At 66.6% G+C, this 25,010-nt stretch carries 23 protein-coding genes and 3 rRNA genes; 13 read left to right on the top strand and 13 right to left on the bottom strand.

Going from position 1 to position 25,010, the window contains the following annotated elements:
* Positions 1–468: 468 nt before the first annotated feature.
* From ACTWNK_RS37470 to rrf, 3 genes are all read left to right on the top strand, one after another.
* Positions 469–1,988 (top strand): 16S ribosomal RNA (locus tag ACTWNK_RS37470).
* A 378-nt stretch (positions 1,989–2,366) separates the two neighbouring features.
* Positions 2,367–5,470 (top strand): 23S ribosomal RNA (locus ACTWNK_RS37465).
* 76 nt (positions 5,471–5,546) lie between these two features.
* Positions 5,547–5,663 (top strand): 5S ribosomal RNA (gene rrf / locus ACTWNK_RS37460).
* The 16S, 23S and 5S rRNA genes sit together here, the layout of an rRNA operon.
* Positions 5,664–5,734: 71 nt before the next feature.
* On the opposite strand, the gene ACTWNK_RS37455 is transcribed toward rrf, so the two are convergent.
* On the bottom strand, positions 5,735–6,199 hold the full coding sequence (locus ACTWNK_RS37455; protein ID WP_474309651.1) for an Lrp/AsnC family transcriptional regulator: 465 nt from the start codon (positions 6,197–6,199) through the stop codon (positions 5,735–5,737).
* 130 nt (positions 6,200–6,329) lie between these two features.
* Between ACTWNK_RS37455 and ACTWNK_RS37450 the strand changes: the two genes are divergently transcribed.
* Positions 6,330–7,223, top strand: a complete 894-nt coding sequence (locus ACTWNK_RS37450) for a phenylalanine 4-monooxygenase (RefSeq protein WP_474309650.1) — start codon at positions 6,330–6,332, stop codon at positions 7,221–7,223.
* A 695-nt stretch (positions 7,224–7,918) separates the two neighbouring features.
* Here ACTWNK_RS37450 and ACTWNK_RS37445 read toward each other — a convergent pair.
* The 3 genes from ACTWNK_RS37445 to ACTWNK_RS37435 all read right to left on the bottom strand — a co-directional run bounded on the left by ACTWNK_RS37445 (position 7,919) and on the right by ACTWNK_RS37435 (position 10,379).
* Positions 7,919–9,001, bottom strand: a complete 1,083-nt coding sequence (locus ACTWNK_RS37445) for a tetratricopeptide repeat protein (protein WP_474309649.1) — start codon at positions 8,999–9,001, stop codon at positions 7,919–7,921.
* Between the two features lie 287 nt (positions 9,002–9,288).
* Entirely contained in the window at positions 9,289–10,095 is an 807-nt protein-coding gene (locus ACTWNK_RS37440) for a hypothetical protein (RefSeq protein ID WP_474309648.1), read from the bottom strand.
* Complete coding sequence (locus ACTWNK_RS37435) at positions 10,086–10,379, bottom strand: hypothetical protein (protein WP_474309647.1); 294 nt, start codon at positions 10,377–10,379, stop codon at positions 10,086–10,088. The genes ACTWNK_RS37440 and ACTWNK_RS37435 overlap by 10 nt, the downstream gene beginning before the upstream one ends.
* 112 nt (positions 10,380–10,491) lie before the next feature.
* On the opposite strand from ACTWNK_RS37435, the gene ACTWNK_RS37430 reads away from it, so the two are divergent.
* The 3 genes from ACTWNK_RS37430 (at position 10,492) to ACTWNK_RS37420 (ending at position 12,506) form a co-directional block, all read left to right on the top strand.
* Positions 10,492–10,902 (top strand): YbaB/EbfC family nucleoid-associated protein, encoded by a 411-nt coding sequence (locus tag ACTWNK_RS37430; RefSeq protein ID WP_474309646.1) that lies wholly within the window; start codon positions 10,492–10,494, stop codon positions 10,900–10,902.
* A 78-nt stretch (positions 10,903–10,980) separates the two neighbouring features.
* Positions 10,981–11,340 carry a YbaB/EbfC family nucleoid-associated protein gene (locus ACTWNK_RS37425; RefSeq protein ID WP_474309644.1) on the top strand — a complete coding sequence of 120 codons (360 nt, stop codon included), beginning with the start codon at positions 10,981–10,983 and terminating at the stop codon, positions 11,338–11,340.
* 83 nt (positions 11,341–11,423) lie between these two features.
* Positions 11,424–12,506 carry a serine hydrolase gene (locus ACTWNK_RS37420; protein WP_474309643.1) on the top strand — a complete coding sequence of 361 codons (1,083 nt, stop codon included), beginning with the start codon at positions 11,424–11,426 and terminating at the stop codon, positions 12,504–12,506.
* An 81-nt stretch (positions 12,507–12,587) separates the two neighbouring features.
* On the opposite strand, the gene ACTWNK_RS37415 is transcribed toward ACTWNK_RS37420, so the two are convergent.
* The 5 genes from ACTWNK_RS37415 to ACTWNK_RS37395 all read right to left on the bottom strand — a co-directional run bounded on the left by ACTWNK_RS37415 (position 12,588) and on the right by ACTWNK_RS37395 (position 17,034).
* Positions 12,588–13,310: a response regulator transcription factor gene (locus ACTWNK_RS37415; RefSeq protein ID WP_474309642.1), complete on the bottom strand. Its 723-nt coding sequence runs from the start codon at positions 13,308–13,310 to the stop codon at positions 12,588–12,590.
* 22 nt (positions 13,311–13,332) lie between these two features.
* Positions 13,333–14,160: a phosphate ABC transporter ATP-binding protein PstB gene (gene pstB / locus ACTWNK_RS37410; RefSeq protein WP_474311108.1), complete on the bottom strand. Its 828-nt coding sequence runs from the start codon at positions 14,158–14,160 to the stop codon at positions 13,333–13,335.
* A 29-nt stretch (positions 14,161–14,189) separates the two neighbouring features.
* Positions 14,190–15,080, bottom strand: a complete 891-nt coding sequence (pstA, locus tag ACTWNK_RS37405) for a phosphate ABC transporter permease PstA (protein ID WP_474309641.1) — start codon at positions 15,078–15,080, stop codon at positions 14,190–14,192.
* The gene (gene pstC, locus ACTWNK_RS37400) at positions 15,080–15,946 is read right to left on the bottom strand and encodes a phosphate ABC transporter permease subunit PstC (RefSeq protein WP_474309640.1); all 867 of its coding nucleotides are present in this window, start codon (positions 15,944–15,946) and stop codon (positions 15,080–15,082) included. The genes pstA and pstC overlap by 1 nt, the downstream gene beginning before the upstream one ends.
* A gap of 74 nt (positions 15,947–16,020) precedes the next feature.
* On the bottom strand, positions 16,021–17,034 hold the full coding sequence (locus ACTWNK_RS37395) for a PstS family phosphate ABC transporter substrate-binding protein (RefSeq protein WP_474309639.1): 1,014 nt from the start codon (positions 17,032–17,034) through the stop codon (positions 16,021–16,023).
* Between the two features lie 136 nt (positions 17,035–17,170).
* Here ACTWNK_RS37395 and ACTWNK_RS37390 point away from each other — a divergent pair, with 136 nt between their 5' ends.
* A complete protein-coding gene (locus tag ACTWNK_RS37390; protein WP_474309638.1) occupies positions 17,171–17,644 on the top strand; it encodes a low molecular weight protein-tyrosine-phosphatase in 474 nt (157 codons plus the stop codon).
* An 80-nt stretch (positions 17,645–17,724) separates the two neighbouring features.
* Positions 17,725–18,441: a CPBP family glutamic-type intramembrane protease gene (locus tag ACTWNK_RS37385; protein ID WP_474309637.1), complete on the top strand. Its 717-nt coding sequence runs from the start codon at positions 17,725–17,727 to the stop codon at positions 18,439–18,441.
* 37 nt (positions 18,442–18,478) lie between these two features.
* On the opposite strand, the gene hisN is transcribed toward ACTWNK_RS37385, so the two are convergent.
* Positions 18,479–19,282, bottom strand: a complete 804-nt coding sequence (hisN, locus tag ACTWNK_RS37380; protein ID WP_474309636.1) for a histidinol-phosphatase — start codon at positions 19,280–19,282, stop codon at positions 18,479–18,481.
* A gap of 96 nt (positions 19,283–19,378) precedes the next feature.
* Here hisN and ACTWNK_RS37375 point away from each other — a divergent pair, with 96 nt between their 5' ends.
* Positions 19,379–19,831: a DUF4442 domain-containing protein gene (locus tag ACTWNK_RS37375; RefSeq protein WP_474309635.1), complete on the top strand. Its 453-nt coding sequence runs from the start codon at positions 19,379–19,381 to the stop codon at positions 19,829–19,831.
* Between the two features lie 67 nt (positions 19,832–19,898).
* Complete coding sequence (locus ACTWNK_RS37370; RefSeq protein WP_474309634.1) at positions 19,899–20,363, top strand: MarR family winged helix-turn-helix transcriptional regulator; 465 nt, start codon at positions 19,899–19,901, stop codon at positions 20,361–20,363.
* On the opposite strand, the gene rsgA is transcribed toward ACTWNK_RS37370, so the two are convergent.
* Genes rsgA through ACTWNK_RS37355 form a run of 3 tightly spaced genes read right to left on the bottom strand, consistent with a single transcriptional unit; the run spans position 20,360 to position 23,721 of the window.
* Positions 20,360–21,385 carry a ribosome small subunit-dependent GTPase A gene (gene rsgA, locus ACTWNK_RS37365; RefSeq protein ID WP_474311107.1) on the bottom strand — a complete coding sequence of 342 codons (1,026 nt, stop codon included), beginning with the start codon at positions 21,383–21,385 and terminating at the stop codon, positions 20,360–20,362. The two genes, ACTWNK_RS37370 and rsgA, sit on opposite strands and share 4 nt — an antisense overlap.
* A gap of 1 nt (position 21,386) precedes the next feature.
* Positions 21,387–22,658, bottom strand: a complete 1,272-nt coding sequence (gene aroA / locus ACTWNK_RS37360; RefSeq protein WP_474309633.1) for a 3-phosphoshikimate 1-carboxyvinyltransferase — start codon at positions 22,656–22,658, stop codon at positions 21,387–21,389.
* A 34-nt stretch (positions 22,659–22,692) separates the two neighbouring features.
* Positions 22,693–23,721 carry an alcohol dehydrogenase catalytic domain-containing protein gene (locus ACTWNK_RS37355; RefSeq protein ID WP_474309632.1) on the bottom strand — a complete coding sequence of 343 codons (1,029 nt, stop codon included), beginning with the start codon at positions 23,719–23,721 and terminating at the stop codon, positions 22,693–22,695.
* A 41-nt stretch (positions 23,722–23,762) separates the two neighbouring features.
* Between ACTWNK_RS37355 and ACTWNK_RS37350 the strand changes: the two genes are divergently transcribed.
* Positions 23,763–24,509 carry an SOS response-associated peptidase gene (locus tag ACTWNK_RS37350; RefSeq protein ID WP_474309631.1) on the top strand — a complete coding sequence of 249 codons (747 nt, stop codon included), beginning with the start codon at positions 23,763–23,765 and terminating at the stop codon, positions 24,507–24,509.
* 156 nt (positions 24,510–24,665) lie between these two features.
* Positions 24,666–25,001: a TraR/DksA family transcriptional regulator gene (locus tag ACTWNK_RS37345; RefSeq protein WP_474309630.1), complete on the top strand. Its 336-nt coding sequence runs from the start codon at positions 24,666–24,668 to the stop codon at positions 24,999–25,001.
* The last annotated feature ends 9 nt before the right edge of the window (positions 25,002–25,010 follow it).

The raw sequence follows: 25,010 nt of genomic DNA, 5'->3' as shown, positions 1-25,010 counted from the left end.
GCGCTCCAGGGGAGGGAATGCCTATCAAGTTGCCCGAGCGCTCCGGGAGTGCTGCTAAGGTTTCCTCTGTGCGGCGGACGAGGGCGAAGCCCAGCGCATGCCGCGCAAAACCCCAAGATTTCACCGGTTCGTCCCGGAAAGTGTGCTTAGTTCGCACCTGTCCGGTTCCTCTGGTAAGTTAGAGGGGTTGCCCCGGAAACGGGGTGATCGAAATCCTAGCGTGTTTGACGGGATTGTGACAAAGCCTCCGGGTTTGACACAAAAACGGCGGATGAGCTAAGATTGAGACACAACGACGGAATGAACGCCACCTGGTGGTCGAGGGTGTACGCGTCCGTTTCTTGAGAACTCAACAGTGTGTTAAAAGCCAGTGCATGATGCACAACCCCGTCGCGCTCACATTGTGGGTGTGATGGATTCCTTTGGTTGATACATGCAGTATCAGCCGGGTGAAACATTTCCAAGCATTGTTTGGAGAGTTTGATCCTGGCTCAGGACGAACGCTGGCGGCGTGCTTAACACATGCAAGTCGAGCGGAAAGGCCCTTCGGGGTACTCGAGCGGCGAACGGGTGAGTAACACGTGAGCAACCTGCCCCCGACTCTGGGATAAGCCCGGGAAACTGGGTCTAATACCGGATATGACACACGATCGCATGGTCTGTGTGTGGAAAGTTGTTTCGGTTGGGGATGGGCTCGCGGCCTATCAGCTTGTTGGTGGGGTAGTGGCCTACCAAGGCGACGACGGGTAGCCGGCCTGAGAGGGCGACCGGCCACACTGGGACTGAGACACGGCCCAGACTCCTACGGGAGGCAGCAGTGGGGAATATTGCGCAATGGGCGGAAGCCTGACGCAGCGACGCCGCGTGGGGGATGACGGCCTTCGGGTTGTAAACCTCTTTCAGCAGGGACGAAGTTGACGTGTACCTGCAGAAGAAGCGCCGGCTAACTACGTGCCAGCAGCCGCGGTAATACGTAGGGCGCAAGCGTTGTCCGGAATTATTGGGCGTAAAGAGCTCGTAGGTGGCTGGTCGCGTCTGCCGTGAAAGACCCGGGCTTAACTCGGGTTCTGCGGTGGATACGGGCCGGCTAGAGGTAGGTAGGGGCAAGCGGAATTCCTGGTGTAGCGGTGAAATGCGCAGATATCAGGAGGAACACCGGTGGCGAAGGCGGCTTGCTGGGCCTTACCTGACGCTGAGGAGCGAAAGCGTGGGGAGCGAACAGGATTAGATACCCTGGTAGTCCACGCTGTAAACGTTGGGCGCTAGGTGTGGGGTCCTTCCACGGATTCCGTGCCGGAGCTAACGCATTAAGCGCCCCGCCTGGGGAGTACGGCCGCAAGGCTAAAACTCAAAGGAATTGACGGGGGCCCGCACAAGCGGCGGAGCATGTTGCTTAATTCGACGCAACGCGAAGAACCTTACCAAGGCTTGACATCGCCCGGAAAGCATCAGAGATGGTGCCCTCTTCGGACTGGGTGACAGGTGGTGCATGGCTGTCGTCAGCTCGTGTCGTGAGATGTTGGGTTAAGTCCCGCAACGAGCGCAACCCTTGTTCCATGTTGCCAGCAACCTCTTCGGAGGGTTGGGGACTCATGGGAGACTGCCGGGGTCAACTCGGAGGAAGGTGGGGATGACGTCAAGTCATCATGCCCCTTATGTCTTGGGCTGCAAACATGCTACAATGGCCGGTACAGAGGGTTGCGATACCGTGAGGTGGAGCGAATCCCTAAAAGCCGGTCTCAGTTCGGATTGGGGTCTGCAACTCGACCCCATGAAGTCGGAGTCGCTAGTAATCGCAGATCAGCAACGCTGCGGTGAATACGTTCCCGGGCCTTGTACACACCGCCCGTCACGTCACGAAAGTCGGCAACACCCGAAGCCCGTGGCCCAACCCGTAAGGGGGGGAGCGGTCGAAGGTGGGGCTGGCGATTGGGACGAAGTCGTAACAAGGTAGCCGTACCGGAAGGTGCGGCTGGATCACCTCCTTTCTAAGGAGCACCGGCTGGGTCTAACGACCTGGTCTACGCTGTGATTGCAGGCGAATGTTCTGCACACGGCAGCTCATTAGTGGAGCACTGGCTAGTCAGCTGGACCGGGTCGCCGGGCCGCTAGTACCGCCCTCCTTGTGAGGGAGTGGGAACGGGGTTTCCGGGGGTTCGGGCCAGGTCTGGAACACACTGTTGGGTCCTGAGGGAACGGACCGGTCGGGCCCGCTGAGGCGGGCTCGCTGTCTGTTGGAGCCTCATTCAGGGCCATCCTCCTGCCAGATCGCATCGCCTCTTCTTCGGGGTGGTGGTCTGATGGCGGGTCGGGTTTGGTTGCTGTTTGTTGTTTGAGATTTGCATAGTGGACGCGAGCATCTTTGTGGCCAAGTTTTTTAGGGCACACGGTGGATGCCTTGGCATCAGGAGCCGATGAAGGACGTGGAAGGCTGCGTTAAGCCTCGGGGAGTCGCCAATCAGACGTTGATCCGGGGATTTCCGAATGGGGAAACCTAGCACCAGTCATGTGGTGTTGCCTCCGCCTGAATGTATAGGGCGGTTGGTGGTAACGCGGGGAAGTGAAACATCTCAGTACCCGTAGGAAGAGAAAACAAGAGTGATTCCGTGAGTAGTGGTGAGCGAAAGCGGATGAGGCTAAACCGTTTGCGTGTGATAGCCGGCAGGCGTTGCGCATGCGGGGTCGTGGGACCCTCTTGGAGGAGCTGCCGCTTCTCCGGACAGTGATAAATCCTTTGGGTAGTCGAAGCCTCTGGGAAGGGGCGCCGTAGACCGTGAGAGCCGGGTAGGCGAAACCTTTTGGACTGTTTGAGGGGATCCCAAGTAGCACGGGGCCCGAGAAATCCTGTGTGAATCTGCCAGGACCACCTGGTAAGCCTAAATACTCCCTGATGACCGATAGTGAACAAGTACCGTGAGGGAAAGGTGAAAAGCGCCCCGGTGAGGGGTCGTGAAATAGTACCTGAAACCGTGTGCCTACAAGCCGTAGGAGCTTGCACCAGCTTGTCTGGTGTGTGATGTGACTGCGTGCCTTTTGAAGAATGAGCCTGCGAGTTATGGTGTGTGGCGAGGTTAACCCGTGTGGGGGAGCCGTAGCGAAAGCGAGTCTGAATAGGGCGTTTGAGTCGCATGCTGTAGACCCGAAGCGGAGTGATCTACGCATGGGCAGGTTGAAGCGAGGGTAAGACCTCGTGGAGGACCGAACCCACCAGGGTTGAAAACCTGGGGGATGACCTGTGTGTAGGGGTGAAAGGCCAATCAAACTCCGTGATAGCTGGTTCTCCCCGAAATGCATTTAGGTGCAGCGTCACGTGTTTCTTGCCGGAGGTAGAGCACTGGATGGCCGATGGGCCCGACAAGGTTACTGACGTCAGCCAAACTCCGAATGCCGGTAAGTGAGAGCGTGGCAGTGAGACTGCGGGGGATAAGCTCCGTAGTCGAGAGGGAAACAGCCCAGATCACCGACTAAGGCCCCTAAGCGTGTGCTAAGTGGGAAAGGATGTGGAGTCGCAGAGACAACCAGGAGGTTGGCTTAGAAGCAGCCACCCTTGAAAGAGTGCGTAATAGCTCACTGGTCAAGTGATTCCGCGCCGATAATGTAGCGGGGCTCAAGTACACCGCCGAAGTCGTGGCATTCACACTGCAAGGTGTGGATGGGTAGGGGAGCGTCGTGTGCTGCGGTGAAGCGGCAGAGTGATCTAGCCGTGGAGCGTACACGAGTGAGAATGCAGGCATGAGTAGCGAATCGAGGGTGAGAAACCCTCGCGCCGGATGACCAAGGGTTCCTGGGCCAGGCTAATCCGCCCAGGGTAAGTCGGGACCTAAGGCGAGGCCGACAGGCGTAGTCGATGGACAACGGGTTGATATTCCCGTACCCGCTTTAACGCGCCCATACTGAACCTCGTGATGCTAAGAGTCCTTAGCCTTTCCTAAAGCCTTCGGGCTTGGGTGGGGTGAACGCTCGGACCGATCGGGTAGTAGGTAAGCGATGGGGTGACGCAGGAAGGTAGTCCAGCCCAGGCGATGGTTGTTCCTGGGGTAAGCATGTAGGGCGAGACGTAGGCAAATCCGCGTCTCATACAGCCTGAGGTGTGATGCCGAGCCGATTGTGGCGAAGTGGATGATCCTATGCTGCCGAGAAAAGCCTCTAGTGAGTGTTATGGCGGCCCGTACCCTAAACCGACTCAGGTGGTCAGGTAGAGAATACCAAGGCGATCGGGTGAACTGTGGTTAAGGAACTCGGCAAATTGCCCCCGTAACTTCGGGAGAAGGGGGACCTCTGCTGGTGATAGGCCTTGCGCCTGGAGCTGGTGGGGGTCGCAGTGGCCAGGGGGAAGCGACTGTTTACTAAAAACACAGGTCCGTGCTAAGTCGTAAGACGATGTATACGGACTGACGCCTGCCCGGTGCCGGAACGTTAAGGGGACCGGTTAGCGACGTAAGTCGCGAAGCTGAGAACTTAAGCGCCGGTAAACGGCGGTGGTAACTATAACCATCCTAAGGTAGCGAAATTCCTTGTCGGGTAAGTTCCGACCTGCACGAATGGCGTAACGACTTCCCCGCTGTCTCAACCGCAGACCCGGCGAAATTGCACTACGAGTAAAGATGCTCGTTACGCGCAGCAGGACGGAAAGACCCCGGGACCTTCACTACAGCTTGACATTGGCGTTTGGAACGTCTTGTGTAGGATAGGTGGGAGACTGTGAAGCTGTCACGCTAGTGGTGGTGGAGTCATTGGTGAAATACCACTCTGGTCGTTTTGAACGTCTAACCCTGGTCCGTGATCCGGATCGGGGACAGTGTCTGGTGGGTAGTTTAACTGGGGCGGTTGCCTCCTAAAGAGTAACGGAGGCGCCCAAAGGTTCCCTCAGCCTGGTTGGCAATCAGGTGTCGAGTGTAAGTGCACAAGGGAGCTTGACTGTGAGACTGACGGGTCGAGCAGGAGCGAAAGCTGGGACTAGTGATCCGGCGGTGGCATGTGGAAGCGCCGTCGCTCAACGGCTAAAAGGTACCCCGGGGATAACAGGCTGATCTTCCCCAAGAGTCCATATCGACGGGATGGTTTGGCACCTCGATGTCGGCTCGTCGCATCCTGGGGCTGGAGTAGGTCCCAAGGGTTGGGCTGTTCGCCCATTAAAGCGGTACGCGAGCTGGGTTTAGAACGTCGCGAGACAGTTCGGTCCCTATCCGCTGCGCGCGCAGGAGACTTGAAAGGAGCTGTCCCTAGTACGAGAGGACCGGGACGGACGAACCTCTGGTGTGCCAGTTGTTCCGCCAGGAGCACGGCTGGTTGGCTACGTTCGGAAGGGATAACCGCTGAAAGCATCTAAGCGGGAAGCTCGCCTTGAGATGAGGTCTCCCACCATGAGAGTGGGTAAGGCTCCCAGTAGACGACTGGGTTGATAGGCCGGAGGTGGAAGCACGGTAACGTGTGGAGCTGACCGGTACTAATAGGCCGAGGACTTGACCACAAAGCAACTTTTGCTCGCGTCCACTAGGCAATTCTGAAACCACAAACAGCTGGTCTGTTTGACAGTTTCATAGTGTTACGGCGGTTATAGCGTGGAGGAAACACCCGGTTACATTCCGAACCCGGAAGTTAAGCTCTACTGCGCCGATGGTACTGCACTCGGGAGGGTGTGGGAGAGTAGGTCGCCGCCGGACAATCTTTCGAGAAGGGCCACCCTGCTTGTGCGGGGTGGCCCTTTTTGCGTTGTACCGAAAAGTGCGGCGGTTCAGCGATGAGCTGAGTCCAGGAGGGGCTGGATTCGGTACGGGATCTGAGACGACAGGGCGATCGTCGTGTCGGTGCGCTGGATGGCCGGCGAGGCGAGCACGGTGGCGATGATCTCCTGAAGGTGTTCCGTACTGCGGGCGACCACGCGGCACAGCAGGTCGGAGGTGCCACTGGTACCCAGCGCTTCGAGGATCTCCGGGATCTCGCGCAGCGACACCACTGCTTCACGCAGGCGGCCCTGGGCGATCTGCAGGGAGACGAAGGCCAGAATCGGATAGCCGATCTCCGCAGGGTCGACGGTCGGACCGAAATCGGCGATCACACCTCGGGCGGTGAGCTTCTCCACACGTGCCTGGACGGTCCCTCGGGCGACACCCAGGAGCCGAGCGAGCTCGGTCAGGCCGATGCGCGGATGATCACGCATGGTGGACAGCAGCCGGGCGTCCAACGAGTCGATCACCATGGGAGCCTCCCTTCGAGGACTGTGCGATTCGACCAGAGCTTAGCCGCTCGTACGGGCTGAAACTCGGCGGAACGACCAGTAGAACTGCTCGCTCTTGCCAGCGAAAGCGGATATTGCTGTCATCTACTGCATGTTCGAGGAAGCGCAGTATTTCGCCCCGATCTCCACCCAGGACGACGGCTCGGTCGTGGTCGAGCTGTCCGCAGGGCACCCGGGGTTCGCCGACCCGGTGTACCGGGATCGCCGCAACGCCATCGCCGGCCTGGCGCTCAACCACCGCAGGGGAGAGCCGATCCCCGTGGCCGAGTACACCGGCCAGGAGCACGACGTCTGGGCGATGGTCACCAAGGAGCTGGCGGTCAAGCACGAGAAGTACGCCATCAAGGAGTACCTGGAGGGCGCCGAGCGACTCGGACTGCCCGCCGAGCGCATTCCGCAGTTGGAGGAGGTCAGTGTCGCACTGGAGCCGCTGACCGGCTTCCGCTACCTACCGGCCGCCGGTCTGGTGCCGCTGCGCGACTTCTACGGCGTACTGGCTGACGGGTACTTCCACTCGACGCAGTACATCCGCCACCATTCCGTGCCGTTCTACACGCCGGAGCCGGACGTCATCCACGAGGTGATCGGCCATGCGAACGCCCTCGCGGCCGACCGTTTCGCGGCGCTGTACCGACTGGCCGGGGCCGCGGCGCGCCGGGTGGAGCGGGAGGAGTCGCTGGAGTTCATCAGCAAGGTGTTCTGGTTCACGCTGGAGTTCGGCGTGATGCAGGAGGGCGGGGAACTGCGGGCGTACGGTGCCGGCATTCTGTCGTCCTATGGCGAGATCGAGGAGTTCCGCGGGATGGACATCCGTCCTCTGGATCTTCACGCCATGGGGAACACGACTTATGACATTACGAAATATCAGGATGTGCTGTTCCGTGCGGACTCCATGACTCATTTGGAGGATGTCGTTGGTGCTTTCTGGTCCACATGCGACGACGACACCATTGCTCGCCTGAACGCCACTGGGGTCACGGTCTGACGTTCCTGCCTGCCGTTCTGGTCTGGCGTTCTGGTCTGGCGGTCCGTTTGTGGGAGAGAGCGGGCGAGGCCAGACGGGGGGGAGGGCGTTAGGGCGGGAGGTTGGGCGAGGTGCGGGCCGGCCGACGAGGGCTGAGCGACGAGGGCAGGTGAGGGTGGGGGAGTGGGGTGAGGGCGCGGGCGGGAGATGCGGTGGGGAGGCGTGGGAGCTATGCAGGGCAAGGTGCGGTGGGAATTGGGTGGGCCGTAGGCAGGGTGTGGGTGGACGTGTCGGCCATCTGAGGCTGTCCTATTTGGGGCTACGCCATGACGCGCGAGTCCTTAGGTGACGCTTGAGTGCGGCGAGTGACGCGCGAGCGTCGGCCGACTGCCGCGATCGCCCGCATCCCCGCCGCCCTCATCCAAATCGCTCGCATCCCTGTAGCAGTCTCTGGCTTGCCTGGCCCCAGCGCGCGGCCCTCCGGGGGAGACCTTCAGGCATCAGGACGATTGACACCAACCAGGCCACCTTTTCCCATGTACCTGCCGCCTGCCGCCTGCCGGTTTCTGATGACGAGGATCGGGCATCCGCCCGATCCTCGTCACGCCCGATGCCCGGCCTGGCCGCTTTCGCTTTGCTGTGGCCTTTGGCCCACCCGAGCGGGGCGCACTCGTGCCGTACAGGGAATCCCCGGATGACGCCCCTGCGCCTCGGGACTACCCCCCGAGGCTCTCGATCTCCTCGGTCGTAGCCCCCAGCGACACTGCCTTCCCGACCAGTCCGGCGACCTCCTCCCCGCGCCCGAGGTCCCGCAGCAGCTCCGCGTACGTCAGCAAAGCGTCCAGCCAGCCTGCCTCGATGCCGGCCAGGAGTAGGGGCTCGGCCTCGCTGTGGTCGCCGTGTTCCAGTTGGAGGCGGGCGAGGTCGGCGTATGCGGCGTCGGAGCCGGCGGTGATGGCCTGGCGGTAGAAGGTCATGGCCTCGTCGTCGCGGCCGTAGGCGTCCAGGAATTCGGCGTAGTGGTAGAGGGCGCCTTCCTCGTCCTGGGTGATCGCGGACAGGAAGTCGGCCTCGGCGGCTGCGCGTTCGTCCTGGTCGGAGTGGAAGCGGGCTCGGGCGACGAGGGCACCGGGGATACCTTCGGAGACGGCGCTGTCGTAGTGGGCTCGGGCCTCGGTGGGGTGGCCGAGGCGTTCTTCGGCTTGGGCGAGTTTGAGCAGGATGGGGGATCCGGCGGCGCCTTCGGCGTTCAGGCCCTGGCGGAGCCAGGTGGCGGCCTCGTCGGGGTTGCCTCGGTCGAGTTCGAGGCCGCCCAGGTTGCTGAAGGCCAGGGCGTCGCCTTCGGCGGCGGCTCGGCGCAACATCTGTTCGGCCTCTTCCAGGCGGTCGTCGTCGTCGGCGAGGAAGGAGCCGTAGTCGTTGAGCGCACCGGCGGCACCCTGGTCGACGGCCTTGCGGTAGCTCTCCTCCGCCTCGGCCCGGTCGCCGACGAAGTCCGCCCAGATGGCCGCGGCCCGGAGGGCGGCATGGGGGGAGGCGGCGTAGCCGAGCAGGCGGGCGGCCTCGACCGGTCGATCGGTCGCCAGCAGGACGTCGCAGAGCCAGTCGAAGGCGTCTTCCTCACCCCTGGCCACGGCCGCGCCGAGCACCTGTTCGGCCTTGCCCAGTTCGCCCGCCTCGATGAGCGCTTCGCCGTAGGCCGCAGCGGCATGGGGCAGGCCGCTCGCGACCGCGTCCTCATACAGGGCCGCGGCCTCCTCGTGCAGCCCGAGTGCGGTGAGCCTGCGCGCTCTTGCCAAGGAGGGCTCGGCTTCCAAGGGGGGCTCGGCTTCCGAGGGAGGTTCGGTTTCCGAGGGAGGTTCGGTTTCCAGGGGGAGGTCGTGTTCCGATGACGGCTCGGCGTGCGGAGGGCGGGGCTTCGCGTATGCCGGGGAGCCGTGCTCATCGCGGGGCTCGGCCCCAAAAGAGAGCTCGGCCTCCGAGGGTAGTTCGGCTCCCAACGAGAGCTCGGCTTCCGGGGGCCGCTCGGCCTCAGAGGAGGGCTCAGGTTTCCAGGGGGGCTCGGTGAACGGGGTCTCGGGGTTGGTCACTTGCCCTCGTCCTTTGGCTTCTTGCGCTTGTTCGGGTTCTGGGGGATGTTGCGTCTGCCGCCGTGTGCGTCGCCCTTCTGGTGTTTGTCCCTGGTGTTTCGGCTGCCGCCGCTGCGGTGGCCGGTGCGGTTCTCCTGGTTGAGGGGCTTCTTCTTCTTTTTCGCCATCTGCAGGATGCCGTTGAACGGGCTCTGTTTGGTCAGCGGCACGCGCGGCCCTCCGGCACCGGCCAGGACCGGGCCGCCATGGCCGGGGGCGCGCAGGCTCTGCAGGATACGGCGCAGCGGGTTGCCCATCTTGCGGACGAGCCCGGTGGCCAGCTTGCCGCCGATGCCGTCGCTCGCCTCGCGTACGGCTTTGCGGGTGACGACCTGGGCCGATCGTACGCTGGCCCCGGCGGAGGCGAGGCCGAGCGGCCCGCCGAAGTACATCGACCGCACCACCCGTACGGTCGTCCACACGGCGGCGGTGGCGACGACCACCTTGGTCGCGGTGACCACCATGGCGGTGCCGTCGAGGGCGACGGGCGCGACCCGCATGGCGCTGCTCGCCTGCGTCATGTGCCCGCCGGAGGAGCCGGTCTCCTGCCAGTAGGCGGCCAGTTCGGTGGCCGAGTCGCCCCGGTAGGAGGCCTGCGTGCCCGCCACCGTGCCCTCCGCGCCGAGCGCGGCCCCGTCGGAGTGCGCGGTGACCACACGCCAGGCCTGGGCGTCCAGGCGCATCTCGTCCTCGTTGACGTTCGGCCAGGGGATGCCGAGCAGGGACAGCCCGAGGTCGGCCCCCGGCGGCAGCATCACTGCCATGAGGCCTCGTTGGCGTCGCGGACGTTGCGTACGGTCTCGCGCAGGCCTTCGCCTGTTCTGCCGGTCACGTCGCCCAGTTTGACCAGGGTTTCGACACCGGCCTCCGTACAGGAGATGTAGGCGCGGCGGAAGATGTCGATCAGTGGGCCGTGCCCCCAGGTGGCTCCACCGCTGTCGCGCTCGGTGAGGCGTTGGACCGCGGCGGTGTAGTCCATCCCGTGGCCGTCCATCCGGGCGGCATCTCTCGACAGCTGGGCCGAGTCGATCTCGAATCCGGAACTCATGTCCCGGACACTAGCGTCGATCAAGAAGCCTGACCCAGTATGAAATCTTCCTTTCGCAGGATTGATCTATATATCGTGACTTTTAGTCAGAGGGGCCGCAAAGAGGGGAGAAATGGTGCAGCAGAAGGGCGGTGAGTTCGCCGAACACCAGCGGGCTCTGGAGGAGCTCCTCGAAGATCACCTCAGCCGGGCCGACCATGTCCTGACGGAACTACGCAAGGCCGAGGCCGTGATCGCCCGGATCGCCGCCGAAGGCGAGGCCGCCGAAGGCCTGATCCGTGCGACCTCCGGCGGGCGCGGCGCCATCGGCGACATCCGGATCAACCCCCGCGCCCTGCGCCTGGACCACCTCACCCTCGGCCGGGAGCTCACGACCGCGATCCAGTCGGCCCAGGACCAGGCCGGACAGCAGGCGCGCGAGGCAATGGCGGGCGCGATGGCGCTCGCCGACACCCTGCCCGCCCTCCTGGACGAATCCCTCGTCCGCGAATGCGTCGACCTCGTCGCCGACCGTCTCGAATAGCCCCCAGCATCCCTTGGCAGTCCGAGCCTCGAACAGCGCCCGACCGCCCAACCTCCTCCCACCCCCAGCGGAGACACGATGGACGAGCCCACACACGAAGACCTCGCCCGCTCAGCCGACGAGGCCGAGCGTATGGCCGCCTGGGTCGAGGCCGCAGGCGACGATCTCGTCGCGATCGTAGGTACCGGCGTCGGCGACTCCGGACTGGTGACGGCGACCTCCACCGCCGACGGCCGCATCCTGCAGGTCATCCTCGCCCCACGCGCCTCCCGCCTGGACAGTGCCACCCTGGCGTCCGAAACCCTCGAAGCGGTACGACGAGCACAGGCGGACGCGACGCGCCAGACCGACGACCTGATGCGTGCAGGTCTGGAGGGATTCGACCCGGATGCGGCGAGAGCCCAGTTCGGCGCCATCCTCGGGACGCCGCCCTCCTGATCACGGGATAGCTCTATATTTCGGGATAAGTCGAGATTTCGGGATAAGTCGAGCAATGAGGGCTAGCTAAGGAGCTGGGCCAGATGTTCGTCCACCTGCCGCGCGTGGTCGTCGCCGTACTGCTGGGCCTCTGCCCGGGCCTGACCGCCGTGGCCTCACCGCCACCCGTGCGACCTGCCCCCGGCCCACTCGCCGCACAGCAGGTCCCGCTCACTGCGGATGAAGCCCCGGTCGCCGTGCACAGGGGCCCGCTCGCCGGGGACGGAGCCCTGGGCGCCGCGCCGCAGGTCCCGCTGACTGCGCACGAGGCCCTGGTCGCCATGCACAGGGCCCCGCTCACTACGCACAAACCTCAGGTCACCGCACGCGGGAACGCGCTTACGCCGCCGCCTCCGGACGAACGTCCGGTCGAGGAACCGGAGCCGCCCCTGTCGTCCAAAGCCCTCGCCAGGCGGCTCGACGCCTTCCTGGTGAAGACGGGCCACCACGGACCGGTGACGGCGACGGTCAAGGACCTGACCACGGGGCGGACCTACCGCTACCACGCGAGTGAACGCATGATCACCGCCAGCAGTGCGAAGGTGCAGATCCTGGTGGCTGTCCTCCTCGACACCCCCTGGTCCAAGCTGAGCAAGGCGACCAGACGTGACGCCGATCTCATGATCAGGTACAGCGACAACAAGGCGGCCGACCGGCTGTGGCGGCGCATCGGAGGTGCGAGCGGCTTCACCAAGGCGGGCAGGCGGCTCGGCCTGCGGCATACGGTGGGCATCGACGGCACGTGCGTCGATCTGTACTGCTGGGGCATCACCAGGACCTCGGCCGACGACCAGGTCAGACTGATGGCCGCACTGGGCACACCGGGCGGCCCGCTGATCGAGGACGACAGGCGGCAGGTGCTGAGGCTGATGAGCACGGTCGTCGCGGGCCAGGACTGGGGCGTGCGCGCGGCGGCATGCAAGGGCGACCAGGTGGCCCAGAAGAACGGCTGGCTGAAGCGCGTCTCCGGCAAGCGCTGGGCGGTCGTCACAGTGGGACGCCTGCGCAGCAGGGGCCACGACTACGCGCTGGCCGTACTGACCGAGGGCAGCGCGCAGGTGGACGACGGGATCGCGACCGTGGAGGGCGTCGCGTCGCGGATGATGCGGGCATTGCGCACGTGTTGAACCCGCACTGCGGATACGGACGATGCGGGCACTTCGCACGTGCTGAACCCGCACCATGCACGTCTGAGCCCGAAGTACGGATCAGGTGGGGGTGATGAGGCGGTAGCCGACTCCTCGTACGGTCTGGATGAGTTGGTCGTCGTCGTCGCCGAGGCGGGCGCGTAGGCGTTTGACGTGTACCGCGATGGTGTTGGTCGAGGTGCTTTCGGCCGCGTTCCAGACGTGCCGCATGATCTGCTCGCGCGTCACCGTGCGATCGGCGTTGCGCATCAGATAGTGCAGCAGCTCGAACTCGCGCAGCGGCAGGTGCACGGCCCTGCCGGAGACACGGACCTGGTAGGCGTGCACGTCGAGCTCGACCGCGCCGACCGTCAGCACCTTGCGCACGTCCGCGCCCGCCGACGACGCGGACGCGGCCTGGATGAACGGCAGAAGCTCGGGCACCCGGTACGGCCTGGCCACACACGCGGTCGCGCCTGCGGCCAGCGCCTGCACGGCCTGTTCGGCATGCCCTTCGCCGACGCCGAGCAGCAGGGGCACGGCCCGGGAAAGGCGGAGGGCGCGGACGAATTCGACCGCGCCTATCACCGGCAGACCGGCACTGATCAGGACGACATCGGGCTGCAGGGCCCCGGCCTGGATCAGCGCCTGGGCCCCGTCGGACACGCCGGTGACCGCGACCCCCTCGCGTTCGAGGGCCGCGGCTAGTTCCTGGACGACGCTGTCGTCAGGGTCGGCGACGAGCAGCACGGGCGCCGTGGTCGTGTCCCCGTCCACTTCGGGTGCCGCATGCGGCTGGATCACGCGGATCCTCCAATAGAAACGATCAGCCGAAGCGACCGGTGATGTAGTCCTCGGTGCGCTTGTCCGTGGGGTTGGTGAAGATACGGCTGGTCTCGTCGAACTCGACGAGGCGGCCGTGCCGTACGCCCGCGTCGTCGACCTCGGCCGTGAAGAAGGCCGTGCGGTCGGAGACACGGGCAGCCTGCTGCATGTTGTGCGTGACGATCACGATCGTGTAGTCGCGCGAGAGCTCCTGCATCAGGTCTTCGATCTTGGTGGTCGCGATCGGGTCGAGCGCGGAGCAGGGCTCGTCCATGAGGATGACCTCGGGCTTGACCGCGATGGCCCTGGCGATGCACAGGCGCTGCTGCTGACCGCCGGACAGCGACAGCGCGTTCTGCTTGATCTTGTCTTTGACCTCGTCCCAGAGGGCGGCCTTGTGCAGCGCCTCCTCCACGATGTCGTCCATCTTGCCCTTGACCCCGTTGACGCGGGGGCCGTAGGCGATGTTGTCGTAGATGGACTTGGGGAAGGGGTTCGGCTTCTGGAAGACCATGCCGATGCGGCGTCGTACCTCGATGGGGTCGACGTGGTCGCCGTACAGGTCCTCTTCGTGGTAGGTGATCTTGCCGGCCACGCGGGTGCCCGCGATCAGGTCGTTCATGCGGTTGAAGCAGCGCAGTACGGTGGACTTGCCACAGCCGGACGGGCCGATCATGGCGGTGATCTCACGATTGCCGATCGTCAGGTCGACGCCGCGCACGGCCTCGTAGTCGCCGTAGAAGACGCTGAGGTTCGACACGGTGAAGACCGGGTCCAGGGCCTCGATGTTGCGGGGTGCCTCCGGGCCGCGGACGGTCACGTTCGGCATGGAGATTCCAATCTCAGACATTCTTCTCCTCACCAGCGCTTCTGGTAGCGATTGCGAAGCCAGATCGCGACGGAGTTCATCAACAGCAAGATCACCAGCAGGATCGCGATGGAGGCGGCGGCGAGCACGGCGTACTCGGCCTGAGGCCTGGTGATGAAGGTGTAGATCTGCAGGGGCAGTACGGAGAAGCTGCTCCACACGCCCTCGGGGTTGAAGCGGACCAGCGTCGCGGCGCCGAGCATGAGGAACGGCGCGGCCTCGCCGATCGCCCGCGACAGGGCGAGGATCGAGCCGGTCGCGATGCCGGGGATGGACGCGGGCAGCACCTGGCGCCAGATCGTCTGCCACTGGGTGGCGCCCAGGGCCAGCGAACCCTCGCGGATGGACGGCGGCACCGCGCGGATGGCCTCGCGGGCCGAGATGATCACAATGGGCAGCACGAGCAGCGAGATGGTGATCGCGCCGGTCATGATGGTGAAGCCGAAGGCCATCCAGCGGGCGATGATGCCGAGCCCGAGGATGCCGTAGACGATCGAGGGGACGGCCGCCAGGTTCGAGATGTTGAGCTCGATCAGGCGGTTGTACCACTTGGTCCGGTCGGCGTACTCCTCCAGGTAGACCGCGGCCAGGATGCCGGTCGGCAGGGCCATCACCGCGGTCAGGCCGATGATCCACAGCGTGCCGAGGATGCCGGACTGGATGCCGGAGGTCTCGGGCCTGCGGATCGACGGCTGGTTCTCCCAGAGCATCGAGTTGATGCGGGGCCAGCCCTCCTCGACGACGTACACGAGCAGGAAGGCGAGGAACAGCAGCGCGATCGCCAGGCTGGACAGCAGGGCGAGGCGGAAAAGGTGCTCGCGCAGCGGACGGCCCTTGCTGGCCAGCTGCACGGCCGAGCGGGGGGTCGACAGGATGGCCATCAGTCGTACACCTCACGGTACTTCTGCACGAGGCGGGCGCTGAGCCAGTTCATCGCGAACGTCATGACGAACAGCAGCGACCCGACCGCGAAGATGGTCTTGTAGGCGATCGACCCGATGGAGGCGTCGCCCGAGCCCGCGCTGGCGATGAAGGCGGCCATGGTCGACATCTCGTCACCGGGGTAGAGCGTGAACTCCGACTTGAAGCCGCCGGCGATGGCGACGATCATCGTCTCGCCCGCGGCCCTGGAGACCGCGAGGATGATGGCGGCCACGATGCCGGAGAAGGCGGCGGGGACCACGACGCGCACCGAGGTGAGCATCTTGGAGGCGCCGAGTGCGTAGGAGCCTTCGCGCAGGCCGTTGGGCACGGCGGCCATGGAGTCTTCCGACAGCGAGGCGACGATCGGGATGATCATCACACCGACGAGGAGTCCGGCGCTGAGCGCGTTCTTGGGCTCCAGGTTCAGGAAGGGGAAGAGGTCCGACAGCAGCGGTGTGACGAACTTCAGGGCGAAGAAGCCGAACACCACGGTGGGCACACCCGCGAGGACCTCGAGCACCGGCTTGAAGATCTTGCGGACACGCGCGCTCGCGTACTCCGACAGGTAGATCGCGGCGGCGAGTCCCAGCGGCACCGCGACGACGATCGCGATGAGCGTGATCTCCAGCGTGGCGACGATGAGCGGCCAGACACCGAACGTCGGGTCCTTGAACAGCGGACCCCAGCTCGTCGAGCCGAAGAACTCACCGAAGCTGACCTCGGCGAAGAACTCGATGGTCGGCTCCAACAGGGCGGCGACGATCCCGACCGTCGTGGCGACGGAGACGAGAGCGGCGAGCAGGAGCACTGCCTTGATCGCCATCTCGCCGTAACGCGGGCGCGACCGCGCCAGGGACTTGCCTGTCCCTGGCGCGGTCGCTCGGTGCTGAGCCGACATCAGCCGGCCTGCGTCTTCAGGGCGTCGAGGTCGGTCTTGAGCTTGCCCGCCTGCTCGGCGTTCAGCGGGATGAACTTGGCGTCCTTGGCGATCGCCTCGGCCTGGGCGACGTAGAAGTCGAGGAAGGCCGCGACCTCGGGCCGCTTGACGGCGGCGGCCGACGGGTAGATGAACAGCGGGCGCGACAGCGGGGTGTACTTGCCACCCTGCGCGGCCTCGACGCTCGGGGCGACGCAGCCGCTGCCCGAGTCGACCTCGACGGCCTTCAGCTTGTCGGCGTTCTCCTCGAAGTAGGTGAAGCCGAAGTAGCCGAGTCCGCCCTTGGCGCCGGCGACACCGGTGACGATGTCGTTGTCGTTCTCGGAGGGGCTGTAGTCCTTGCGGCTCGCGCCTTCCTCACCGTTGATCTCGTCGGTGAAGTAGTCGAACGTGCCGGAGTCGGTGCCGGGGCCGTAGAGCTTGAGCTCCTCGGCCGGGAACTTGGCGTCGACGTCCTTCCAGGTCTTGACCTTGCCCTCGGCCGCCGGCTCCCAGATCTTCTTGAGCTGGTCGGTGGTCAGGCAGGTCGCCCAGGTGTTCTCCTTGGGCACGACGACGGTGAGCGCGTCGGTGGCGACGGTCAGCTCGGCGTACTTGATGCCCTTGGCGTCGCAGGCCGCCTTCTCCTCGTCCTTGATCGAACGGGAGGCGTCGGAGATGTCGATCTCGCCCGCGCAGAACTTCTCGAAGCCGCCACCGGTGCCCGAGGTACCGACCGGGATCTTGACCTGGGGCTGCTCCTCACCGAAGATCTCGGAGGCTGCCTGGGTGAGGGGGGCGACGGTGCTGGAACCGTCCACCTTGATCTCACCGCTGAGGCCCGCGGCGGCGGCCGGAGCCGAGCCGGTCTCGGCCGGGGCGGCCGAAGCGGTGCCGTCGGTGCTGGGCTTGGCGTCGCCGCCGCAAGCGGCCGCGAGTGCGACCACGAGCGCGGCGGTCGCCACCGCGCTGAGGCGGCGCTGTCCACTGGTCACGGTATGTGTCCTTCTCCGTCGTGAGATCCGTTCTCGATGAGTCGATAAAAGCGGGGCAAAGTGAACGGAACAGAAACGAGTCGTGACCGACGTTGGAAGAGGTGTGACGCGTCGTGTGAATAGGCATCCTTAGTGGATGGACTACCGCATTTGCCTCGTCTGCCTGGGGAACATCTGCCGCTCGCCGATGGCCGAGGTCGTGCTGCGCAGCACGCTCGCCGACCACGGCCTCGACCACGTCGTGACCCTGGCCAGCGCGGGAACCGGCGGCTGGCACGAGGGCGCCCCCATGGACGAGCGTGGCGCCGAGGTGCTGGCCGACTTCGGCTACGACGGATCGGCGCAACGCGCCAGGCACTTCACCAGGGAGTGGTTCGACCGGTTCGACCTGGTGCTCGCCATGGACAACGACAATCTGAAGGCCCTGCGCAGGATCGCTCCACAGGGCGCCGACGTGCGGTTGTTCCGATCGTTCGACCCCTCGGCCGCGCCAGGGGCCCAGGTGCCCGATCCCTACTACGGTGAAAGGGAGGGCTTCGTCGAGGTGCTGGAGATGGTGAAGGCCGCCTCCGAAGGGCTGGCGAAGACCCTGGAGCAGAAGCTCTTGTAGATCTGTTTACCTTCAATTCACTGACGCCGGGCCCGGCGAGGACACGAAGTGTCACCGGCGGGCCGGACCGAGGGGTGGCCATGGCGCACGCGGAGACCGATTTTCCCTACTACGACGGCAAGCCGGTACGCCTCGGCGCGGCGCAGTGGGGGCTCGTGCTGCTCGGTGTGCTGGCCGGATTCCTCGTCCTGACGCTGCTGCCGGTGCCGGGTCCGCCGCTCGTGGGGATGTGGGTGCGGGCCATCGCGTTCCTGGCGATCCCGCTGGCCGTCTTCGCGTGGGTGGTGCCCGTGCACTGGCGGGCGATCTTCCGCAGGGTCGGTGTGCGTGACGTCGGGTGGATGCTGGCGTTCGCGGCGCTCAACCTCGTCGTGACGATGAGCGTGGCCGCGGCCGTCTCCGGCGTCGGCGAGGTGGCGGGCAATGCGGCCATCGGCTCGCTGGCCGGTATGTCGGGCGCCGAGCGCGTCCTGTTCTTCCTCGCGACGCTGCCGCAACTCGTCGGCGAGGAGGTGCTCACGATCCTGCCGTTCCTGGCCGTCATGTCGCTGCTGTACGGCAGGCCGGGATGCTCGCGCACGGTGGCCGTGACGGTGGCCTGGGTGGGCTCGGCCCTGGTGTTCGGCGCGGCCCACCTGCCGACCTACGACTGGAACCTCGTCCAGGCGCTGGTCGTGATCGGCGCGGCCCGGATGGTGCTGACCCTGGCCTACATCAGGACGAAGAACATCTGGGTGTCGGCCGGAGCGCACATCGCCAACGACTGGGCGCTGTTCGCCCTGTCGACCGGCGCCTAGACCTGCGGCCCTGGACCTGAGGCCCCAGACCTGAGGCCTAGACGGGCAGGGTGAGCGGGCCGCCGCCCAGGCGCTTGAGGACCTCGCCGTGCAGGTGGCCGTTGGTGCAGACCAGGCTGCCGCCGTCGAGGCCGGGCACGCCCGCGATGTCGGTCCACACGCCGCCCGCCTCCTCGACGATGACGGTCAGCGCCGCCATGTCCCAGGGGGAGAGCTCCGGCTCGGCCGAGAGGTCGACCGAGCCTTCGGCGACCATCATGTGCGACCAGAAGTCGCCGTATGCCCGGGTGCGCCAGCAGGTCCTGCTCAGGTCGAGGAAGTTGTCGAGCCTGCCCGCCGCCTCCCAGCCGCCGAAGCTGGAGTAGGAGAAGGAGGCGTCCTGCAGTCTGGTCACCGACGAGACCTGGCACCGCGTCGCCTTGGTCAGGCTCTTGCCCGTCCAGGCGCCGCCGTCGCGCGCGGCCCACCAGCGGCGGCCGAGCGCGGGCGCCGAGACCACGCCGACGACGACCGTGCCCTTGTCCATCAGCGCGATGAGTGTGGCCCAGACGGGCACGCCGCGCACGTAGTTCTTGGTGCCGTCGATCGGGTCGACGATCCACTCGCGGGCGCTGTAGCCGGTCTTGCCGTACTCCTCGCCGACGACGGCGTCGCGCGGCCTGGCCCTGCGCAGGGTGCCGCGGATGGCCTCCTCGACGGCCCTGTCGGCATCGCTGACGGGGGTGAGGTCGGGCTTGGTCTCGATCCTCAGGTCGACCGCCTTGAACCGGCGCATCGTCATGTCGTCGGCGGCGTCGGCCATCACGTGGGCGAGGCGCAGGTCGTCGGAGTAGCCGTTCACGGGTCGCCACGCTATCGCGTCAGCGGCTGTTCACATCAGACGGCTGTCGGTGGCATGTCAGGATTTCTGGCATTACTCATGAGTAGCATGGGCGGTATGTCTTCCGAATCCTTCGACGTCGGCGCGTTCCTGCTGCAGACCGTGCCCTTCGCCCGCACGCTCGGCATCACCTTCGACGAGGTGGGCGAGAAGCACGCCGTCTGCCGTCTGCCCGACCGGGCCGACCTGCACAACCACGTGGGCGGACCGCATGCCGGAGCGCTGTTCACCCTCGGCGAGACGGCGTCTGGCGCGGCCATGCTGGCGGCCTTCGGCGGCGAACTGGCCAGGGCGACACCCCTGACCACGGCCTCGACGGTGACGTATCGCAAGCTGGCCAAGGGCGAGGTCGTCGCCGAGGCCAGACTGCTGGCCGTACGGCAGGCGGTCGTGGAGGCGCTGGACGCGGGGGAGCGGCCTGAGTTCGAGGTCGGGGTCGAGATGCGGCGTGAGGACGGCGCCGTGGTCGCCGAGATGACGATCTCGTGGACCCTCAGGCCGAACGGGTGAAGGCGGTCCGCCAGACCGAACAGGTAGATATTTCAGCGCGAAACTAAGCGGTGGGTACCCTGGCAGGGTGACCGAAACACGCTGGCTCGACCAGGACGAACAGCGCACGTGGCGCGCCTTCGGGCTCGCCACACGGCTGTTCGCCGACCGCGTCGAGCGCGACCTCCAGCAGGAGGCCGGCATGCCCCCCACCTACTACGAACTGCTGGTCCTGCTGTCGGAGGCGCCGGAGCGCACCCTCAGGATGAGCGAGCTGGCCCGCTGGACGCACTCCCAGCCGAGCCGTATCTCCCACGCCGTCGGCCGCCTGGAGCAGGCCGGATGGGTGCGCCGCGAGCACCACGCCACCGACAGGCGCGGCTGGCTCGCCGTGCTCACCGACGAGGGCCTGCGCGCGATCGAGGTGGCCGCCCCGGCCCACGTGCGCAGCGTCAGGGAGCACCTGTTCGACCTGCTCACCCCTGAACAGATCCGGCAGCTCGGCGATGTCAGCGAGGCGCTGCTGGCCCACCTGGAGCCGTTGCCCCGCTAGTCGCCGCCGTCGGGCTCGGCCGTGCCCTCCCGGCTGGCCAGCAGGCGGCGCAGTGACTCCAGCCGCTCCACACCCGCGTGGCCGGCGGCCACCCATGCGTCGAGCGCGCAGTCCTTGTCCAGATGCGTGCAGCCCTTCGGGCAGTCGACCGTGCCCTCCACCAGGTCGGGGAAGGCCGCCAGCACGGTGTCGACCGAGACGTGCGCCAGCCCGAACGAGCGGACGCCGGGCGTGTCGATGATCCAGCCGCCGCCCGGCAGCTCAAGGGCCACCGCCGAGGTCGAGGTGTGCCTGCCCCGGCCTGTCACCGCGTTGACGTGCGAGACCGCCCGATTGGCGTCGGGCACGAGCGCGTTGACCAGGGTCGACTTGCCCACGCCCGAATGGCCGACGAGCACGCTGATCCGCCCGGCCAGGTGCTCGCGCAGCTCATCGAGCGAGCTGCCCTTGGCCACCACGAGATAGGGCACGTCCAGCGGCTCGTACAGGGCGGCCAGGGTGGTGGGCGGCGCCAGGTCGGCCTTGGTCAGGCACAGCAGCGGCTCGATGCCGGCGTCGAAGGCGGCCACCAGGATGCGGTCGATCATGCGGGGCCTGGGCGGCGGGTCGGCCAGCGCGGTGACGATGACGAGTTGGTCGGCGTTGGCCACGACCGGGCGTTCGATGCCGTCGGTGTTGTCGGTGTCGTCGGCCGAGCGGCGCAGCATCGAGGTGCGCGGCTCCACCCTGACCACCCTGGCCAGCGTGTCGGGCCTGCCGGTGACGTCGCCGACGATGCCGACGCGGTCGCCCACGACGATGCCCTTGCGGCCGAGCTCGCGTGCCTTCATCGCGGTGACGATCGCCCGCGTGCGCTTGCGTCTGTCCAGTGTCTCCACCAGGCAGGTGTAACGCCCTCTGTCGACGGCGACGACGAAGCCCTCGACGGCGTCCTCGTGCGCAGGACGAATGCGGGTCCTCGGCCGTGAGCCCTTGCCCGGCCTGACCCTGACATCGTCCTCGTCGTACTCCCTGCGGCGCAGGTCAGACCCCCAGCATCTCGGCCCACATCAGGGCGAACTCCGGAAGGGTCTTACCCGTCGTGGCGATGTTCTCCACCTCGACGCCGGGCACGGCCAGGCCGATGACCGCTCCGGCCGTGGCCAGGCGGTGGTCGTCGTAGCTGTGGAAGACCCCGCCGTGCAGGCGGGCGGGCCTGATGATCAGCCCGTCCTCGGTCTCTTCGGCGTCGCCGCCGAGCCGGTTGACCTCGGTGGCGAGCGCCTGGATGCGGTCGGTCTCGTGGCCCCGGATGTGGGCCACGCCCCTGATGCGGGTGGGGGAGTCGGCGAGTGCGGCCAGGGCCACGATCGTCGGCGTCAGCTCGGCCACGTCGCGCAGGTCGGCGTCGATGCCGTGCACCACGCCGGTGCCGGTGACCTTCAGGCCCTCGGGGGTGCGCTCGACGGTGGCGCCCATCTCGGCCAGCAGGTGGCGCAGTTCGTCGCCCGGCTGGGTGGTCTCCAGCGGCCAGTCCGGGATCGTCACCGAGCCGCCCGTCACCATCGCGGCCGACAGGAACGGCGCCGCGTTGGACAGGTCGGGCTCGACGGTGAAGTCGGCGGCCCTGATCGGACCCGGCTCGACCCGCCAGACGTCCGGCTCGCCGTCGTCGACGCTCACGCCGAACGCGCGCAGCATCAGCACGGTCATCCGCAGATGCGGCTGCGAGGGTACGGGCGGCCCCTCGTGCCTGATCGTCAGGCCCTTGGCGAAACGAGGCGCGGCCAGCATCAGACCGGAGACGAACTGCGAGGAGCCGGAGGCGTCGAGCACGACCTCGCCGCCCTCGATCGGCCCTCTGATCGTGAACGGCAGCGCGTCGCCCGACACCTCGGCGCCGAGCGTGCGCAGGGCCCCCAGGATGGTGCCCATCGGGCGTTTGCGGGCATGCGGGTCGCCGTCGAAGGAGACCTCGCCGTCGGCCAGCGCGGCCACCGGAGGCACGAACCGCATCACGGTGCCGGCCAGGCCGACGTCGATGTGCGCTCCGCCTCTGATCGGGCCCGGCGTCACGCGCCAGTCGGTGCTGGAGGCGGTTCGCGACTCGGCCGTCATCCCGGCGCCGAGCGCGCCCAGGGCGGAGACCATCAGGTCGGCGTCACGGCTGCGCAGGGCCAGGCGCACGGTCGCGGGGCCGTCGGCCAGCGCCGCGAGCAGCAGCGCCCGGTTGGTCACCGACTTCGACCCCGGGAGGCGGACGGTGGCCTCGACCGGTGCCTGGGCGAGCGGTGCGGGCCAGTGCGGGGTGGGCATGACCGAAAGCCTACCGGCACCCCGCACGACGTCCTCAGGGGACGAGCACGGCCCTGCCGGTGATCGCGCCCGCTTCGAGCCTCTCCAGTACGGCGGCGGCCTCGGCGAGCGGGTGCCGCTCGACATGGACCTTGATCCGGCCGCGCTCGGCCAGGGCGAGCACCTCGAACAGATCACGCCTGGTCCCGCCGTACGGCGTGCTGACCGTCGTGCCCCACGGCAGGCCCTTGGGCGGCCCCGACGCGGGGTAGGGCAGCACGCCGCCTGCCAGGCCGACGAGCGTGATGCTCCCGTAGCTGGAGACGACGGCCGCGCCGAGGTCGACGGTGGGCTGCGCGCCCACGAAGTCGAGCACGACGTCGGCGCCGACGCCCTTGGTCAGCTCCAGGATGTGTCCCGCCGCGTCGGCGTCCGACAGCACGGCCGCGTCGGCGCCGTAGCCCTTGGCCGCCTCCAGCTTGGCCGGATCGACGTCGACGGCGACGATACGCGCGCCGGTGGTCGCGCGCAGGATCTGCACGGCCATGTGCCCGAGCCCGCCGACACCGACCACGACGGCGGTCGAGGTGGGCGTGAGCAGCGCCTTGGAGCGGGTGATGGCGTGGTACGGCGTGAGCGCGGCATCGGCCAGCGGGGCTGCGTCGACGGGGTCGAGGTCGCCGAGCGGCACGAGCGAACGGGCGGGCGCGAGCAGGTACTCGGCCATGGCCCCCTGGTAGCCGAGCCCCGGTCCCGGGACGAGGCCACGGGGGAAGCGCTCACAGGCGTTCTCCGCCCCGGTGGCGCATTGGCGGCACACGCCGCATCCCCAGACGATGTAGCCGATCGCGGCCTGTCCCGCCTGCCAGCCGGTGACGTCGGGCCCGACGGCCTCGACGATGCCCGACGGCTCGTGGCCGAGCGTCATCGGAAAGGGGAGATTGTCGGAGTGCAGCAGGTGAAGGTCGGAGTGACACACTCCGGAACCGGTCACTTTGAGCAGGACCTGCCCGGGGCCGGGCTCGGGCACGTCCACGTCCCGGAATTCCGTCTTGCCTGGTCCTACCAGTTGAAATGCCTTCATATCTTCCTCCATACCCACGCTACCTGTGGCAACGTGGTGGTATGTGCGGTAGATACGCGTCGGCACGCAAGAAGCACGAGCTGCTCGAGGAGTTCGAGGTCGAGCTGGACGACTCGCCCGACGAGGAGCTCCCGCCCGACTACAACGTGGCCCCGACCAAGCAGGTCTACGCCGTGCTGAGCCGGGTGCCCAAGGACGCCGAGCGGGGCGTGCGCCAGTTGCGGACCATGCGCTGGGGCCTGGTGCCCGCGTGGGCGAAGGACCCCTCGATCGGCTCCCGCATGATCAACGCACGGGTCGAGACGGTCGCCGAGAAGCCCGCCTTCCGCAAGGCGTTCGCCCAGCGGCGCTGCCTGCTGCCCGCCGACGGCTACTTCGAGTGGATGCCGATCGAGGGCGAAAAGAAGAAGAAGCAGGCCTTCTACGTGCACCCCGAGGACGGCGGCGTGCTGGCGATGGCCGGGCTGTACGAGTTCTGGAAGGACCGGAGCAGGGCCGACGACGACCCGCTGCGATGGCTCGTGACCTGCACGGTGATCACCACGGACGCGGTCGACGAGCTGGGCGCCATCCACGACAGGATGCCGATGATGATCGAGCGCGAGCGCTGGGCGCAGTGGCTCGACCCCAAGCTCACCGACGTCGAGACCGCCTCGGGCCTGCTCGTGCCCGCCGACGCGGGCGGGCTGTCGGCGCGTCCCGTCTCCGACGCTGTCGGGAATGTCCGCAACAACGGCCCCGAACTCATCGAACCTTTGCCTTCTGCTGAAGAAACCCGGCTTTTCTAACTGGTCGGTGTAAGAACCATCCCTAGCGGGCATCCGGTGAGGAAAGCGATGCGCCCGTTCACACGGAGTCACCGCACAGCAAGCAACCCCAAGTGCCGGGCGGAACCTCCGGGGAGTTCCGCCTTCGGCTCCCCCCTCACCCGGAGGTGCGGATTCGTGGACGATGTCACGACCGCTCGTCAGCGACTGGAACACATGCTCGCCGAGCTCGACCGCTCCATCGGCGTCCTGCGCGGAGACCCCGTCGCGGTGCGCGACAGGTCGGCCGCCGACGCAGGCTCCGACCTGACCGACAACGACCGCGCGCAGGCGATGCTCACGGTGGCGACCAGCCAGCGCAGCGCGGTCGTCCAGGCGCTCGAACGCCTGGAGGAAGGCAGGTACGGCCTGTGCGTCGACTGCCGCAAGGCCGTACCCGAAGGGCGCCTTGAGGCCAGGCCCGAGGCGGCCAGGTGTGTCACCTGTCAGTCCAAACGCGAGCGCCGTCGCTGAGGCGGGGCG

This window comes from Nonomuraea sp. IBHARD001, assembly GCF_056106265.1.
This window is presented reverse-complemented; position numbering and strand designations above follow the sequence as displayed.

Coding starts and splice junctions, on each gene's coding strand:
- pstC (WP_474309640.1), bottom strand. CDS start 15,946: ATGGCGATCAAGGCAGTGCTCCTGCTCGCCGCTCTCGTCTCCGTCGCC.
- pstB (WP_474311108.1), bottom strand. CDS start 14,160: ATGCCGAACGTGACCGTCCGCGGCCCGGAGGCACCCCGCAACATCGAG.
- aroA (WP_474309633.1), bottom strand. CDS start 22,658: ATGCCCACCCCGCACTGGCCCGCACCGCTCGCCCAGGCACCGGTCGAG.
- ACTWNK_RS37440 (WP_474309648.1), bottom strand. CDS start 10,095: ATGGCAGTGATGCTGCCGCCGGGGGCCGACCTCGGGCTGTCCCTGCTC.
- ACTWNK_RS37455 (WP_474309651.1), bottom strand. CDS start 6,199: ATGGTGATCGACTCGTTGGACGCCCGGCTGCTGTCCACCATGCGTGAT.
- ACTWNK_RS37450 (WP_474309650.1), top strand. CDS start 6,330: ATGTTCGAGGAAGCGCAGTATTTCGCCCCGATCTCCACCCAGGACGAC.
- ACTWNK_RS37430 (WP_474309646.1), top strand. CDS start 10,492: ATGGTGCAGCAGAAGGGCGGTGAGTTCGCCGAACACCAGCGGGCTCTG.
- ACTWNK_RS37350 (WP_474309631.1), top strand. CDS start 23,763: ATGTGCGGTAGATACGCGTCGGCACGCAAGAAGCACGAGCTGCTCGAG.
- ACTWNK_RS37385 (WP_474309637.1), top strand. CDS start 17,725: ATGGCGCACGCGGAGACCGATTTTCCCTACTACGACGGCAAGCCGGTA.
- ACTWNK_RS37420 (WP_474309643.1), top strand. CDS start 11,424: ATGTTCGTCCACCTGCCGCGCGTGGTCGTCGCCGTACTGCTGGGCCTC.
- ACTWNK_RS37435 (WP_474309647.1), bottom strand. CDS start 10,379: ATGAGTTCCGGATTCGAGATCGACTCGGCCCAGCTGTCGAGAGATGCC.
- ACTWNK_RS37390 (WP_474309638.1), top strand. CDS start 17,171: ATGGACTACCGCATTTGCCTCGTCTGCCTGGGGAACATCTGCCGCTCG.
- ACTWNK_RS37375 (WP_474309635.1), top strand. CDS start 19,379: ATGTCTTCCGAATCCTTCGACGTCGGCGCGTTCCTGCTGCAGACCGTG.
- ACTWNK_RS37425 (WP_474309644.1), top strand. CDS start 10,981: ATGGACGAGCCCACACACGAAGACCTCGCCCGCTCAGCCGACGAGGCC.
- pstA (WP_474309641.1), bottom strand. CDS start 15,080: ATGGCCATCCTGTCGACCCCCCGCTCGGCCGTGCAGCTGGCCAGCAAG.
- ACTWNK_RS37355 (WP_474309632.1), bottom strand. CDS start 23,721: ATGAAGGCATTTCAACTGGTAGGACCAGGCAAGACGGAATTCCGGGAC.